This window comes from Stenotrophomonas sp. YJH_SMC_122 (assembly GCF_059369535.1).
Window position 1 is genome coordinate 110,203 of the sequence record NZ_JCAFST010000011.1, and the last position, 14,901, is coordinate 125,103.

General features: G+C 57.8%; 12 protein-coding genes. 1 reads left to right on the forward strand and 11 read right to left on the reverse strand.

Annotation, left to right across the window (positions count from 1 at the left end):
• Positions 1-60: 60 nt before the first annotated feature.
• The 6 genes from AC5P66_RS15220 to AC5P66_RS15245 all read right to left on the reverse strand — a co-directional run bounded on the left by AC5P66_RS15220 (position 61) and on the right by AC5P66_RS15245 (position 7,778).
• Positions 61-1,401 (reverse strand): AAA family ATPase, encoded by a 1,341-nt coding sequence (locus tag AC5P66_RS15220; protein ID WP_100443378.1) that lies wholly within the window; start codon positions 1,399-1,401, stop codon positions 61-63.
• Entirely contained in the window at positions 1,398-2,354 is a 957-nt protein-coding gene (locus tag AC5P66_RS15225; RefSeq protein ID WP_100443377.1) for a reverse transcriptase domain-containing protein, read from the reverse strand. The genes AC5P66_RS15220 and AC5P66_RS15225 overlap by 4 nt, the downstream gene beginning before the upstream one ends.
• 303 nt (positions 2,355-2,657) lie before the next feature.
• Complete coding sequence (locus tag AC5P66_RS15230; protein ID WP_100443376.1) at positions 2,658-3,029, reverse strand: H-NS histone family protein; 372 nt, start codon at positions 3,027-3,029, stop codon at positions 2,658-2,660.
• An 85-nt stretch (positions 3,030-3,114) separates the two neighbouring features.
• Complete coding sequence (locus AC5P66_RS15235) at positions 3,115-4,515, reverse strand: site-specific integrase (RefSeq protein WP_100443375.1); 1,401 nt, start codon at positions 4,513-4,515, stop codon at positions 3,115-3,117.
• Positions 4,516-4,978: 463 nt separating this feature from the next.
• On the reverse strand, positions 4,979-6,946 hold the full coding sequence (locus AC5P66_RS15240) for an ATP-dependent nuclease (RefSeq protein WP_346577993.1): 1,968 nt from the start codon (positions 6,944-6,946) through the stop codon (positions 4,979-4,981).
• Positions 6,947-7,478: 532 nt separating this feature from the next.
• A complete protein-coding gene (locus AC5P66_RS15245; RefSeq protein ID WP_346577995.1) occupies positions 7,479-7,778 on the reverse strand; it encodes a conjugal transfer protein TraD in 300 nt (99 codons plus the stop codon).
• Positions 7,779-8,039: 261 nt separating this feature from the next.
• On the opposite strand from AC5P66_RS15245, the gene mobQ reads away from it, so the two are divergent.
• The gene (gene mobQ, locus AC5P66_RS15250; protein ID WP_495216483.1) at positions 8,040-9,623 is read left to right on the forward strand and encodes a MobQ family relaxase; all 1,584 of its coding nucleotides are present in this window, start codon (positions 8,040-8,042) and stop codon (positions 9,621-9,623) included.
• Between the two features lie 609 nt (positions 9,624-10,232).
• Here mobQ and AC5P66_RS15255 read toward each other — a convergent pair.
• The 5 genes from AC5P66_RS15255 to AC5P66_RS15275 all read right to left on the reverse strand — a co-directional run bounded on the left by AC5P66_RS15255 (position 10,233) and on the right by AC5P66_RS15275 (position 14,886).
• Complete coding sequence (locus AC5P66_RS15255; protein WP_346577999.1) at positions 10,233-11,135, reverse strand: plasmid partitioning protein RepB C-terminal domain-containing protein; 903 nt, start codon at positions 11,133-11,135, stop codon at positions 10,233-10,235.
• A complete protein-coding gene (locus AC5P66_RS15260) occupies positions 11,132-12,028 on the reverse strand; it encodes a plasmid partitioning protein RepB C-terminal domain-containing protein (RefSeq protein ID WP_046982812.1) in 897 nt (298 codons plus the stop codon). The genes AC5P66_RS15255 and AC5P66_RS15260 overlap by 4 nt, the downstream gene beginning before the upstream one ends.
• Entirely contained in the window at positions 12,025-13,593 is a 1,569-nt protein-coding gene (locus tag AC5P66_RS15265; RefSeq protein ID WP_495216484.1) for a recombinase family protein, read from the reverse strand. The genes AC5P66_RS15260 and AC5P66_RS15265 overlap by 4 nt, the downstream gene beginning before the upstream one ends.
• A gap of 165 nt (positions 13,594-13,758) precedes the next feature.
• Complete coding sequence (locus AC5P66_RS15270; protein WP_336621632.1) at positions 13,759-13,989, reverse strand: OST-HTH/LOTUS domain-containing protein; 231 nt, start codon at positions 13,987-13,989, stop codon at positions 13,759-13,761.
• A gap of 435 nt (positions 13,990-14,424) precedes the next feature.
• Complete coding sequence (locus AC5P66_RS15275) at positions 14,425-14,886, reverse strand: DUF6713 family protein (RefSeq protein ID WP_231109099.1); 462 nt, start codon at positions 14,884-14,886, stop codon at positions 14,425-14,427.
• Positions 14,887-14,901: the final 15 nt, after the last annotated feature.

Consider the following 14,901-nt stretch of genomic DNA (forward strand, 5'->3'; position numbering starts at 1 on the left):
AGGCCTCTAGCTCAATTAATAGGGCTTGCAACTCTTCAGGTGGGAAAAACGCTAGAGCCACTAGGTGTGTGGTTGAGGCAAGAAGGCACAAATGGTTCCAACTATGTCCTGGAAATCATCCCTATGCCTTTCAAGAAGGTAGTCAAAGATATCCTCTTGAGTGGCGATTCTCTGGTCTCTGATGTCGTAGTTCAAGCTCCGACCGTTGGTGTAATCGCTCTTGTGTGTCCTGAAGGGGAAGTCTGCATCCTCTCGGCTCGCGCTTAGCAGAGCTTTTTCTACGCTATCCAGCGGGATGGTGTAAATGCTCGGGTCCCCAGCAAACTTTTCGTTCTTCTGGTCTGCATCCAGGATCGCGATGACCTTATCACTTGGGGCCAAGAACTCTTCAGTTCGATTCTTACTGATGAGCTCGGCAATCTGAGAGCCGCCGCCGATGAAGATGATCTTGTGGCGAAGAAGAGTTTTTTCGCAATGCTTAGATACGATGTGACCAATGAAGGCAGTAAGCATCTTGTCCTCTGTCAAGATGTATCTGTCATACCCTTCAAATCCAAACAGCCTCGCCATCGCGTAGCTGTAGGAGATAGGCTTTATTGAGACTTGGGTAGTCTCCCGCTCCATGTAGAAGAGCTCATCAACCTCTAACTGCCGCATAAGCGCGAGAGAGTGGGTTGTGAATAGGATCTTGCGATCGTATTTTGCGCAAAACCCACGCAGCCAACCTGGAAGATTCGCTTGGGCTGCTGCGTCTAACGAAAGGTCAATCTCGTCAATCACCAGTAACCTTGAGGGGCCCTTGATGGTGCGGAATAGGTTGATGAGAAAATGCTCACCGGAGCTCAGATAGTCCTCTCGGATGTAAGTCTGATCTTCTCTGACAAGGGCGTAGTAGCTCTTGCCTTTTAGTCGAACCTCGACCAGCGCTGAGTAGCGGTCAGTCTCATAGACTGCGTTCAAGAATGAGATGAGCTCATCTGGGCGATCACAGGTCCCAAGCGTAATAGCAGTTCGGATGTCTTGGTCCGCCTCGCTGGCGCTTCTGAAGTAGTTGAATCGAGCTCCATAAGGCATTGGAAGCTCGGCAGCGATAAGATCGCGCAGTTCCCTGGATATCTTGTCTCGACAGTCCAAAGAGCGGAGGGCGCTGTTATAGGTAAACGTTGCTTGGTCGCCGTTTAAGTCGTAGACGATCCGGCTTTTCTGAGAGAAGGCATAGGGTGTCGCTGTCCGTATGAACGTGTCCGAGTTGGACAGGTTCCGAAGAGCTCGCACCAGGGTCGTCTTGCCTGCCCCGTTTCGGCCGACAAGGCACATCAGTCCGCTCTTGGAAAGATCCACGTCCAGGTGGAGATGCGCCACGTGCTGGATAGCGTCAAGCGTTACTTGGAGGCGGCTCATTGGGCAGACCTATGCAGGAGGCTGTCAATGACGGTGGTGCCGAACTTGCTCCTAAGTTTCTCAAGATAGGCTGGATCGGCGGCGTGGGCATAGCTGATGAGGCCACTGAGCCGCTCTAACCCTTCTTCCATTCCTTGGCTATACGTTTCCTCAAATATCTTTAATAGCCGCGCCCGGTCGCTGAGGTAGAAGTGGATCCAGGCCTCAATACGGTTCCTGACTTCCCGATCAATGGCAATGGCACCCGTGGGCAGGATCACCAGCCCCAAGAGCTTGACCTTCCTGCCTACCGTTGTCAGCTTGCTCTTTGCCGGATTGAGATTGAATTTATCGCCCAGCTCACTAGCAAGGCAGTCTTCAATGACGGCCTCTGCGTCCGAAAGATTGGCGCGCTCCTGAGTGGATAGCATGATGTCGTCGGCGTAGCGCGTGTAAATCCATCCCCGGTCCTGGCTGATTTGGGCCATGCGACGGTCAAAAGAGAGTAGGCAGGCGTTACTCACGATAGGGGAGGTGGAGTAGCCGATGGGCAGCTTCCCATCGATGGTCAGCAACCCGAGGATATGCTCCAGGTGATCATGAAGGTCTGCAACGGGTGTCGCGCTCTCTATCAGAACTTTGCGAACCAACGGCGTCGTGATGCTATCGAAAAACCGTTCTAGGTCAGTCTGGAAGAAGGCTCGGCTCTTCGCATGCGGTTCGACCGCCTGAATGAGGGTCGCTCCCTTGCGATATGCAAAAGAGACCGAAGTGTCGACAGGCAGGTGCTCTAAAACAAAGCCGTTGAGGAAGGCATGGAAGTCCTTCAGGATTTTGGACGGCTTATAGATGGTGCGGCTCTTCCAGCTAACCGGGCTGTAGTTCTCTCCAGGGGAAAGGGCCAAGAATTCGTCGAAGCGGTATTTGCCGTGATACATGGCATCGAACAGCTTATGCAACGGCTGCGGGGTCATGAATTGCGGCCTATAGCTCCCGGGAATGGAAGAAAGCGTAGCCCATTACCGGCCAGGAATGCACAAACGAAATGCCCGGTCGGGCGTGAGCCTGCGACCGGGCATACGTAAGTTGATAAAACGCCCTAGGGACCAGACGTTAGACCGGAGCTACTCCTGGTCGCTGGTATGGAATAACCCTAGCATGGTTCCCGGCTAGCTTACAACTTCACGCGGGTTCACCCGCACCATCGGTCGCCCAAGGCAGAGGCTGGAATTGGAAGCATTGCGCCGCGATGAGCCACCTGCCCAGCCTGACGTAAGTCAGGCGATAAGGAAGTCGCTAGGGGATCTGCCCATGGCAACAAGCTGGGCCATCCACTTGGGCTGTCTGCCACGTCCAGTCCAAGTCTCGTTCGGATTGGCCGGGTTGCGATACTTCGGAGCCACCTTGCCCAGTTTGCGCGCTGAAGGGCTTTTCCGCACATTTGTCTTCTTGGACTTGCTGGGCGCTGCCGCATTAGGAACTCCGTAGAGCTCCTCGATTGTGTAGCCATGATCCTTGACGTATTTGTTGATCTTGGCTCGCATCGCAGCAGCCTTAGGGCGTGTCAGGATCTTGGTCTGCTGCTTCTCTGCGGTGCTGATCAAAGAGCGCAGCTCTTTGACCGACAATCCCGTCAAATCGATAGGCATTGTGTATTTCCTGCTATCCAAAGCGCCAGCCTAGTCCGGATTGCCCTTGGTTGTCACTGGCTCTAATCGGATGTGGCAAGAGTCTTCATGGGTAGAAGCTGTCGGAGTCTGCCAAGCAATTGGCAAACTGCCCCCTCTGGTATCGCGGCAATTCCACGTTGGGCCGATACAGCTCCAAGGCGCTGATCTGCTTGCTCCGGGTCACCTGCGGTTTCTTGTGGAGGTAGTGCTTGCGCAACACCTGGACCCGATCCCGTGGATCGGTGCTGTGGCCGGTGACCAGCGCAATCTCCCTCTCTGGAACGTCGTTGACATCAAGTTCGGTCGCTAGGGTGTGGCGGAAGGCATGGAACCCGATCCCTTTGGCGAACCCAAGGCTCTTCAGGTAGCGGCCGAAATCCACCACGAATTGTTGACTGTAACGGGCGTTGGTCTCTCCGGTCTTCCGGTTCACGCCGGCAGACAGGAGGGGGAACAGCCGCGGGTGGCCAGTGGCCTTCATGTCTTCGACGAACTCGATGAAACCGGCGTCCAAAAGGGGCTTGGCGATGGGGACGATGCGCATGCACCCGGCTCCCTTCATGCTTTGCCGGCTCCGCCGTTGGCGCTTCGGATCAGCGGCGAGGTCTTCATCGATGGTCTTTTGGAAGGCGATGCACCAGACGCCGCGCTCCTGGAGGATGTCGGTCAGCTTCAGCTGGCAGACCTCGTTGACCCGAGCGCCCGTGAAAAGGCCAATCATAGGGGCCCACCAATACTGCGGCTTCTTCGCCCAGGGGATGAAGGTGGCCGGGTCGAAGATGGCCTGCAGGTCCCCGTCTTCGAACAGGCGGATGGCTTTGTCGGGATCGATGGTGTGATCCTCCTTGGGCTTGCGGAAGGCCTTCATGGGCGAGGACGCGATGGCCTGCCCGTTGACCAGGTGGTTGAAGAAGGCGACCAAGAAGCGGCGGTGGCGCTCTTCGGTGGCCCGAGCCAAGGGCGCAACATCCTGCTCTTGGCCCAAGGCGATCGCGTCCTTGTAGCTGAGGCGCTTCAATCGGGGATCAGACAGCAGGTTCTTCGGGGTCCAACGCAGCAGCTGCCACAACGCTTGGATGTGCTTGTAATCCACGCGGCAGGCCGAAATGTTGCCGCAGGTCAGCAGGAGAAGCTTCAGGGTGCGCTCGGTGGCGAGCACGGTCTTGGGATCCAGCTGCCGGCGGCGCATGTCCGCGAGGTGATCATCGATCTCCTTGGCCAAGGGGCGCGCTGGCGTCCCCATGGGCAGTGGCTGGGGATACCGGGTGCCGCTCTTCAGGGTGTTCTTGCGGCCGGTCTCGTCCAAGGCGGCCAGGATGCATTCCTGGAGATTGATAGCCGCCTCGCGACCCTGGATGGTGGCTCGGTCGATGCGGAAGCGACCGATGTGGATGCCTTCCAAATGCAGGGTGCCGAATGGCGATGCGATGTAATCGGTGAGTGCTGCGGAGGGTAGAGCGGTCATTGGTTCACTTCCATCTGGGATGGAAGTACGGATAAAACAGGGCGCAAATTCGTCAACCGGGTTGATACAAAAATTTGCACGCCGCGTAACCACCCTAGGCGTTGCGTTGCTGACGAGGTTGGCTCAGGGAAATGATTGGATCCGTTATCCGTGCCAAACCCTTTAAAATAAGGGTTTCCCTCTAAATTATCTTCGATTTATCGCAGTCAATTCCGTACTGTTTGCATCAAATAAGTTAACAAGCAGGTCGGGCAATAACGGATCGTAAAATTAATGGATGATAAATGAGCTTTCTTTGTTGTTAGTTAATGTTGGATTATTGCCTGCTTTCCACCATTAGAAATGGACGGTCCTAGCGCGAACCCTGCGCCTTTTCGTACCGTGGGAAGAGGGCCCCTCACCAGCTAGGATGACCTGAAGGACCGTCAGTCTAGCCGTCGGACTTCTTCAGAAATGAGCTTCTTCAGGACTGAGCCTCATCAGGTGCGAGGTGTAGCCATATCGCGTTTACAAGGGCTTCCAGCGTGGAAGAGCTCTTTCCCTTATCTTTCGCACAGGAAAGAACGCGATGCATGACCTCTGGTATTTTATGGGTGTCTTTGCTCGGTGTTAAGCCAAATGGCTCGCATGCTTCTGCCAAGCATAGCGCGTGAAGTTCCTTTCCCAGTTCTAAAATCAACGTTGATTCGAGCGTGTCTTCAAAGTAGGCATAGTTTTTTCCTATGCGGGTCGATAGGGGGGCATCATATTGGGCATGGGCATCCACCAAGTGAAGGAGCGCGGGGTTTGCCGCTGGATCTTTTGTGTTTAGATCACAGTCCCAAACCAAAAATGTCGGTATCTCTAGCTCAGTGAACACTGCGTAGGGTCGGTCAAGGTTGAGCTTGCCCTCGACTGGAAGGATGGCGATGCCTGCGGCATGGAAGTCGAGGCCGAGCACTCGCGCACATGCTTGAAGTGCGGATCGGTCGCTTCTGCCCTCGACCAAGACAACGCCGTTAGCGAAGAACCCTTCTGAGAGCTCCGTTCCGAGGATATGCAGTCTCGGGGTGAGGGTGGCTGCCGTCCAAGTCCCTGGCGCCTTGTTGTTCGCTTTTTCTAGGCGCGCAGCGACGTTGGCGAGGCTCAAAGAGGTCAAGCGCGCATGCTTGAACTTGCTATCAGCCGATTTTGACCTTCTAGCAAGCCTCACCTCGTTGGCTCGTTCCATCGCTACGAACATGGGGGAGTGCGAGCCGAAAATTATCTGGGTTGGCCCAGTTGCGCCCGGCAGACTTCCTGTGCTCAAGCCTCTTAAGACGCTCGCTAAGTGGCGTTGCTTGGTCGGATGTTGATACAGCTCAGGCTCCTCAATGGCCAATATGAGGCTTGGAGCCGCTGGCGGGGTTGTTTGGGCTGCTACCTCCGTAGCCTCTCCTTCGGTAGCCGAAGTCTGATGACTGGTCTTCGCCAAGTGCTGCAAAAGCGTAAAAACAAATGCACGCTGTAGTCCGTGGCCTTGACGGTCAACGGGTCCACCAAATCCTTCGTCGCTCAATGAAACGTCTGCGGCAGGCAGGGGGACTGCGATATCTGCAACGTCTCGCCATGTGAGGCCTACTGCAGCATCCCGGTATAGGCTTTTGAGGTCACCGGTTAAGCGGTTTGCTAGTTCTCCAAGTTCAGGCATGTTTGCAGGCGCAACCAGGGCGCGATACCGTGCCGTTACCTCTTCCTGAAATGCCTGCACATCCTTGCGCTGAAGAATTGCGCTGCGAACAACGATCTCAAGTAGTCGGCCAATGGCGCTGGATTTTCCATCGGCGGCATCAAGCGAAGCTTCTCTAACCGCTGGAACGAAGACAAAACTTGTATGCCGTTGTAGAGCTCCACGTCCCGCATTCTGAAATCCAAAAAACTGGCCGTCATCCCTCAGTAGCACCAGTGCATCCGGATTGTTTAATTCCCATTCCTGTAGACACACTTCAATCTGCCCGGCAGTCGTGACGCTGGGAAGCCCGGCGTAAGCGGCGTTTCCCTCTTTGAGTGCTTTGTAGGCAGTTCGCTTTTCATTTGCGCCACTAATGGCACGTATGGCGGAGAATTCTGGATTTTGGAGTGTCGATCCGTAATAGCGACCCGAGGAGCTCGTCCCATCGAAAACTCTCGAGACCGTCAAGGTTCCATCACGAACCCTGCTTTCGAAGGTCTCCTGCTCCACGGCACTTAACGCGCCAAAGGTCAGCTCAATCTCCACTGGTAGGGTGCTGTCGCGGCCGAAGTAATCATCTTGGTCGAGCGCTTTGCTGGTCGAATAAAACTTCTCAAGAGCCTTAAGGATGCTCGACTTCCCTGCGCCATTGCCGCCAATCAATGCGGTGTGAGCCTCGAATTCGATGGAAACGTCTCGCAAAGAGCGAAAGTTCTTTATGCGTGCTCTTAGAAGTTGCATAGAACAATACTCCCCAGTCCGTGTGAGATTGTTAATTTCAGGCGCTAACGAGTGGTCGGCTAGAGCTGGCAATAGATTGTCGCCATGTCACGGTCGCCTTTCCTATAGCCAGGTCTTGGTGCCTCTGACCGGGTCGTAGCAAGATGCGCGGAAAAGCTCTTATCAATGAGCATCATTTTCCAGCCGGATCTTTCTCCGCTCACGGAACCACCGCCCACTTGGTAGACGCGCATGCAAAGCTGACCGGTCCTGCTCGTTCCCACAGCATGGACTTCTACCAAGCGAGAGAAGCCATCGTAGCGAAGCTCAAGGCAAAGCCCGCTCTCAATCGCCGAAACCGCCGCATCCTTGGACATTATCCTTCCTCCTGCCGACCTATGGCCTATAGTGTTGAAGGCAGTGCCAGTAAAGTTATCGTCGAAACAGTGGTGTCGGCCTGCCTCCAGAGCTAATTGCATCACATTTTTTTGTGGTCTGCAGCCTTGTCTACACCGCCGCCTGAGCGGATAGAGAAGCCGAGGGCGGACTTTGGTCAATGATGTTTCAGTCGTTCGGAGCCGTTCGCATGAATGAGTTCACGCGTGTTTCGGTCCGCTCTACGAACAGCGTGCTCCAGCAGTGCGCCAACAAGTTCTGCGTCGTCCAAAGTCTGGGCCCCGGCTAAGAAAACCAAGTCGGCTACGCGCCGCCGTCGCTTCATCTCCTCACGCTTTGCCGTTTCCCGCGCTTTGGCTTCGCGCCGCTGGTTGGCTAGGAGCTCTCTCGCCTGCAGCTGAGCCAATCGTTCCGTGGCTCGGTGGATTTGGTCTCTGTAGTGATTTGTTGCGGCCATGTGCTTCTCCAGGAATGGTCATCGAGTGAAACATGCAAACCGGCATCGTCAAGCTCTGGGCGGTCTCGGATATTTACTGGGCGTAGGAGTGTCGCAATGTTGAAGCGCCCGACATTAAAGAGAAGAGCAAGAGCGCACCTAGGCGTTCCTGCGGAACGCGTGCGCAAAGGGCTTCGCCCCTTGAACCCCAATTGCTTTCAGCGCTTGCGAAAATCCAATACCACGGCATAAACAAAGCCACATCCACTGCTTTGGAGCCGCATGGCCATCTACCACGCCAACGTCAAAACTTTCAGTCGAGCCAAAGGCCACTCGTCCATTGCCGCTGCCGCTTACCGCGCTGGGCTTCTTCTCGAAGACACGCGCACTGGGCAGCGCCACGACTACCGTCGGCGAGACGGCGTGGTCGAAACACGCTGCATCATCCCTGAGCATGCGCCCGATTGGGCCTTGGTGCCTGCCGCACTCTGGACGGAAGCAGAGGCGGCGGAGCGTCGCAAGGACTCTACTATCGCGAGGGAATTCGAGTTCGCCCTGCCGCACGAGCTTGACGATGAACAGCGATCGTCTCTTGCGATCGCAGTGGCGCGGGCGTTGGTGGACCGCTACGGTTTTGCCGCACAAGCCAGCATCCACAGTCCCGGCAGCAGAGGAGGCATGAATTGGCATGTCCACATCCTCGCAACAACCCGCCGGCTTGGCCCTGACGGCTTCCTGGACAAAACCCGAGAGCTCGACGGGGGACCTGCGGGCCGGGCCGAGGTCGAGTGGATCCGGGAACTGGTGGCCGCGACGACGAATGCGCATCTGGAAGCTGCGAACCTGGACGTTCGCGTGGATCACCGCAGTCTGAAGGCCCAGGCAGACGACGCGCTGGCACGCGGCGACCTCGTGGCCGCTGCGGTGCTATCGAGGGCTCCCACGCGACACTTGGGGAAGGACGCGTCGGCCATCGAACGCCGAGGGGAGCACTCAGAGCTAGGGGAGAGGAACAGGTCCATTCAAAAAGCCAACGGGGATGCCTTGGATGAACTGCTAGCAACGTTTGAACAGGAAGGCCGGGCCATGCAGGTTCCAGAGGGGCACGATGAAGCGCGGGCCCAACAGGAGGCGAAGCGATCGAGCATCAATCAGACGCTTGCCTTCTCCGATGGCCAGATCGTCGTCTCAAAGGGATTGGGTAAAGCCATTGACCAGAGGCTCTTAGACGGCAGCGACGAGGATGTGACAAGCGAAGGCCCGTCTGTTGAGGCAATTCGGATTGAGCTGGTCCGCCAAGGTGAACTGCTCAGGGATCAATTGGTCGTCCATGCGCTCCATTCCACGCTGAGGTTGGTCAATGCACTGGCGAGCGGAGAAGTGGTTCCCGAAGAGTGCAAGGAGCATCGTTCTGCGCTCAACGGGCTGCTAATCGGCTTGAAGCGGTTCGCCGCAGCGTTGGTCCGTTTCCCGAAGCGCCTTAAGGCTATGCGTCGTTCAATCCGGTTGCGCCACATGGCCGAGCAGGCGTGGGACGACTTCGTGGCGAACCACCCGGAGCCCGGTGTGTCTTGGACGGCTCGTGAGTGGGCCAGACGCCGCGGCCGCCGGTTGGCAGCTCTGGAGCAGCGGTCTGCTGAGTTGGCCGCAGCCCAAGCTGCCGCAACCCCGGAGCAAGAGGCGATCGTGGCCGAAGAGCTGCGGTTACGGGCTGAGTGCCTGGAAGCTGCGAGCCGGGCGGTCTTGGCGCGTTGCTCTGGTCCCGCCGAGCCAGCAACAGAAGCGTTGCAGACTATCCAAGAGGCGACGGTCGCGGTCCACGCGCCCCAGCTGGGCCTGCCCCTGCGGCGCCCCCGGTTGCACTAAACGCAATGAGCCCCGCTTAGCGGGGCTCCTCTCGTTTCAGGTGGCATCCTTCAGTGAACAGAAGGCCCCGAGTGCCGCGACACCGAAGGTGAGGTGCTCTTCTTGGCGCGATTGCGCCGCCACTCCTCTGTGGGGATGAACGTGCGGTCTACCACGGCTTCACGTGTGCGCGTCTGGGGGACCGGCGTTGGGGGTGTGACCTTGGCGCCCCGTGGCTGGTCCTCCTCCCATTGTCGGATCAGTTCAGCGGATACGTCCAAGGCATGCCTCACGTCTTCGACGCGATCGCTCAATTGGCGAGAGGATCCTTGGGACATGAGCCCGATAAGCAGTTGGCTGGCGATTTGGAACTGTGGGTGAGAGAACATGGTTGAGCTCCTTTGAGCCGAGGTGGTGTGCTCATCAAAGCACCATCGCCTCGCTTGGCAACCCAGGATTTTGCGTCTTCTTTCACAGAAGCCAAGGTTGGTCCTGCCGTCGAACCATCAGCTTCGACGGAGCTGGTAACGCGCATAGGCATGCGAAGCGTGCTTTGGTCAGGTTGGCCGACGAATGGCTCGCTTCAACACTGGGCAACGCCTTCGACAGTAGGTGTGAAAGTTCACGGGGTCACCCCGCTTTGAGAAGCTTGATGTCCGCAATGCGTTGAAGCTGTTGAAGATGGTCTGGCTTGTTCTTGGCCAGCCAGCGCACAACTGCTGCATTGTCTAGGAGGGTTGAACCGATGTGGGTTTTGACGATCTCGAGCTGGAGACTGGCGGGCCCGTAGTTCTCCTCGAGCAGTTTTGTATCGGCTTGTAGCGCTGCCAGCTCCCGCTCCAGGCGTTGGAGCGCCTCCATAGGGGCGCCATTTGCATGCTTTGCCGCCGAAGGCTCTATCAATTGTTCCGCCGGCGTGTTTTGGAGAAGCGCCGTTGCAAGCTTGATCGAGAAATCCCCCAGGTTGACCATGGTTTGAGCAGCATCGATCTGCCGGAAGGGCTTCATTTTCCGCAGCAACCGAAAGACGCCTGCGGCGGCGGGTTTGTCGGCCAGGATGGCGGTCGCTTCGTCGCAAACGCCATCAAGGAGCCGGAATTTGTCCCGGATGGAGCTGGCCGAGATGTTGAGCACCTGCGACAACTGATCCACGGAAACCCCGCGCTCTGCTGCCCTGAGGATCATTCGGTGCTCTTGGACAACCGAAAGGCGGTTCACCTGCTTGTTGTAAGTGTAGCCTTCGTCGTCTGTTGAGATGAGGCACGGGGCCACGGATGCTCCCAGTTCCTTCAGAGCCTCCAAGCGCATTCGCCCATCGAGGACCAAGAACCGCCCGGCGGTGCTCCGGTCTAGGGTAACCACGATGGGCTCGACCAATCCCACCGTCCTGACCGAGCTCACGATCTGCTGATACTTGACGGAGGCCTTGGTCCCCGTGGGCATGGCCACGCTGTAATGCAACTGGGCCAACTGGATGTCCACGCAGTCCTTTTCAAAGCCCAGGCGCACGCCCGAAGATTGCTTCTTGCTCATCGGGCCAACCCTCTGCGCGGCAGCAGGTCAGCCAGTGGTTGCGGGACGCTGGTCAGCCCCTCCGATTGGAGAAGTCCGCAAAACTCTTTAGAGGCAAACAGCTCTTTGAAGATCTGCCGGGCCAGGAGAAGCGATTGTTGCGTGAACTCGGCCTTCTTCTGGATGCGTTGGTGCATCTCCACGTCGCGCTTGTAGAGCTTGGCAAGGTCCTCGGGGGTAAGCTTCTTCCGTGGCGCGCCGTGCGCGTAAGTGCTGGTTCCCTTCTTGCCGCTTCTGGCTCGATGGGCAAGGATCTGTCGGACGACGGTTACCTTCTTTCCCTTGAGCTCACCGGCCTCGTAGGCGTCCATCAGCAACTGTTGCGCATCGCGATCATTTGCCCGGGAGATGTTTACGGCAAGGGCCAAGGAAATGTGACCGGCCTCCGCGGCAGCGAGCAGACGTCGCTCTCCGCGCTCCATGAGGTTGGCCACGCTGTTCACCCAAGACGGAGTGCAGCCAAGTTTGGTGGCTATCTCTGGGTCTGAGTAGCCACGCTCCCTGAGCACCTGGACTTGCTCCATGGTTTCGGCTGCCCTGGGCGTGCGGCGAGCCACATTCTCCACGATGCTCATGACGTGGCCTGTGTGCTCGTCCACGTCAAGGATCAGGGCGGGGATTTCGCGGTGCCCCAATAGCTTGCAGGCCTCGAGGCGGCCTTGGCCGCAGATCAGTGCATAGGGGAGTGACGTTTCATCAGGAGATGCCTTACGAACGCTAACGGGGCGTTTGAGCCCCACCGTCTCGATGCTACGAGTGATGCCACGGTGGATGCGTTGGTTTCTGACACGCGGATTGGCGACGTGGATGTCGGCAATGGGGATCATCTGAACGCTTGTGCTTTTGTTCGTCATGCGGCCTCCAGCAATGCGGCCCGACCGGCCAAGGCGAAGAAATCCTCCAGCGTGTCCATCCGGTAGGCATCCAAGGAAAAGCCGTTGTCCTCCATGGAGGGCATGCCATCGGGGGTGAAGTCGATGGAGGGAAGCACGTAGTAGTCATGGGCATGACGGTTACCGGGATCCATTCGGACCACTACGGTCAGATGCGGCGTCAGGCTGGCATCTAGTCGGATGCGCCAGCGGTTAGAGCCGGCGGGTGTGGGCTTGCACCGTGCGATCACGACGGACGTGAGGAGCTCACCGTTCACCCGCAGCAGGCCGGTATCCCGGCATGGCTCGACCCACCCGCCGTGTTGGGCGATACCGTCCACCACGAGCTGGACCATCTCGGGATGCCGCTGCCGAAGGGCGCGGTTGATCTCCAAGTAGGCGTAGTCGCGCTTGGGGGAGTAGCCAACCAAGCTATAGGCCCGGAGCAGGCTACCGAACCGATGGCGGAAGGCGCTGCTGGAGGGAACGCCTTCTTCTTCATCGATCAGCATCCCTGACAGCGCGCCATGCCGATCAAGCAGCGAGCGCAGGGCTTCCAGCATCTGGCGGTCGTCCAAGTGGATCGAACGTGCCGCTATGATTGCTTGAACGCGCTCGAACAGATCAAACGGAACAATGGCTTCAAACGCATGTTCCTTTCGCACCCACGCTTCCGGCGGGTTCTGAACGTGTTGCAGCTTCAGCTTGAACGAGGTCCGGTTGTAGACGTTGTGGCCGACGTATTTCTCATTCGTCAGTATTTGATGGATCGTCCCTCTGCTCCAAGGGCCACCCACTTCATTGGGGATGCTTTCTCGGTTCAGAAGGGAGGCGATGACCCGCTCGGGCATGCCGTCCTGCAGAAACAGCCGATAGATGCGCAAGACGGTGGCGACTTCATGCGAAGGGCCGGGCACCAGGATCACACGATCGGTCTGGATACTCTTTTGCTCTCCTCGAACAAGCAGCGCCTTGGGCTGGAGGTGCTCATCCACGAGTTGGCGGCGCAAGCCATACCCCGGGGTGCCTCCTTGTCGGAACCCGTGCCGCACAATGTTGCATGCCCCTTTGAATACCTTGTCAGATAACTCGCGGCTGTATTCGGCGGCCATGCTGCGCTTGAGGCCAATCATGATGGTGGATGGCAACGAGCCATCGTTCTTGAACGCTTCCGCGCAATAGATGACCGGGATGCCATGGCTCTTACAGGCGTGAACGTAGGCGGCGGCCTCGTCCGGGTCAGGGAACCGTCCCCAGCGGCTGACGTCGTAGACCAAAATAGCGTTGAAGCCAGGGGAGGGGAGCTTCACATCCCGGAGAAGGGCTTGAAGAGCGCTTCGACCTTTGAGGTTTAGTCCACTCTTGCCGGAGTCTTCGTAGGTCTGGACGATCTCCATGCCGTGCGCCTTGGCATATTCGGCAATTGCCGCAGCCTGGTTCTCCGTGGAGTAGCGCTGATGCTCGGTCGACATGCGCACATACTGGGCAACCGGAAGGAGCCGATCAGAAGACTGAATAGCATCGGTCACTGCGTGGTGCGAGGACACGGCCAGCGCTTCCCATCTAAGACTATGTATTCAGCGACCGTAGGCGGGCAGTTTGACGGTCTCGTTACGCTTGGAGTTCGTGGCTGAACCAATCAAGTTCGTGACGCACAGGTGTCGATAGTAGATCGAGGTGGTCAGGGCGCTCTGGAAGCGCGGGTGATACCCCTACGCGTGCTCATTCGTTTCATGCCGCGCCACACTGACGGTCCACTGGCCTCCTTCTTGCTGGCGTAGGGTCAGCAGGTCGTAGGTCTTCAGCATGCTGAGTAGGCCCGAATGCCCATAGGCATTGGGAGAGAATGAGGGGTCTGTTCGATTGAGGCATTGGCCCAACGGCCCCAGTCCTACCTCGCCCTCTGAGGTGTCTCCAGCCAGGAGCGTGACCGTTTCCACCACCAACTTGGGACTGCGCTTGGGAAGCGGCTTGGTGTCCGACGGGTGCTCGCGTTGATTGCCCTGTCACGGTCCACACAATGTCGGACCGGTCCTCGTATGCTTGGGAAGAACGCTTGCGTCCCTATTCGAATGAACCGGTCGCAGGCATTCAGAAGACAGGCGATTGCCCGCTCGAGGAGTGTCCCAGGCACCCCTCACTGCGTTCCCGCTCGATCAGGAGGTCGTGGTGCAATGCCACTCCGAGCCCCTCTAACGGGTTGCCCAGAGGTGGATCGGCAGGGTTTTCTCCGGCTATCATTGGGGAAACATTCAAAGGAAACCTGCCCGGCAGGCTTTCTGCAACGGTTTGAAGGGGTTGGATCGAAGGTGATCCGATCCCACTCTCTCCGCCAGTTGATTCAAAGGGCCCCTGGATTCAGGGGCTTTTTCGTCTCGTCAGTCCACGCCATCGATCTGCACGCGAGCCGGGGTAGCACGGCGGCCTTGCATGAGGAGCCCGACGCCGGCCACGAGGCAGGCCGCCAGCGTTGCGATGGAGAGCGGAAGCAGGAACTCGTCACGACCGGCCGCGGCGAAGCCCACATGAATCATGGCGGTGCCGGCGCCAACTGTCCCGCACAGGCTGGCATACGCCCGCGCGGAGGGCTTGGCCAGCACAACCTGGCGATAGCCATGCAGCAGGGCGCCCACAGCGATCAGGTTGAAAGCCAGAAACCCCTGGATGCCGCCGGGAACGCCGAACAGGGCCCACTCGTGCCAGAACGCTGCATCAATCTGGTGCAGGACCAACGCCAGCAGTGTTGCCAGATACCACCGTTCCATGGGGTCGTCCATTTGAATGTCGGCAAAGTCTAGCAGCCGGAGTGAGTAGTCGATCTCCGCCTGGGCGAAGCTCACGGTGACGGTGAGGGC

Coding starts and splice junctions, on each gene's coding strand:
- AC5P66_RS15255 (WP_346577999.1), bottom strand. CDS start 11,135: ATGAGCAAGAAGCAATCTTCGGGCGTGCGCCTGGGCTTTGAAAAGGAC.
- AC5P66_RS15240 (WP_346577993.1), bottom strand. CDS start 6,946: ATGCAACTTCTAAGAGCACGCATAAAGAACTTTCGCTCTTTGCGAGAC.
- AC5P66_RS15245 (WP_346577995.1), bottom strand. CDS start 7,778: ATGGCCGCAACAAATCACTACAGAGACCAAATCCACCGAGCCACGGAA.
- AC5P66_RS15230 (WP_100443376.1), bottom strand. CDS start 3,029: ATGCCTATCGATTTGACGGGATTGTCGGTCAAAGAGCTGCGCTCTTTG.
- AC5P66_RS15235 (WP_100443375.1), bottom strand. CDS start 4,515: ATGACCGCTCTACCCTCCGCAGCACTCACCGATTACATCGCATCGCCA.
- AC5P66_RS15220 (WP_100443378.1), bottom strand. CDS start 1,401: ATGAGCCGCCTCCAAGTAACGCTTGACGCTATCCAGCACGTGGCGCAT.
- mobQ (WP_495216483.1), top strand. CDS start 8,040: ATGGCCATCTACCACGCCAACGTCAAAACTTTCAGTCGAGCCAAAGGC.
- AC5P66_RS15225 (WP_100443377.1), bottom strand. CDS start 2,354: ATGACCCCGCAGCCGTTGCATAAGCTGTTCGATGCCATGTATCACGGC.
- AC5P66_RS15260 (WP_046982812.1), bottom strand. CDS start 12,028: ATGACGAACAAAAGCACAAGCGTTCAGATGATCCCCATTGCCGACATC.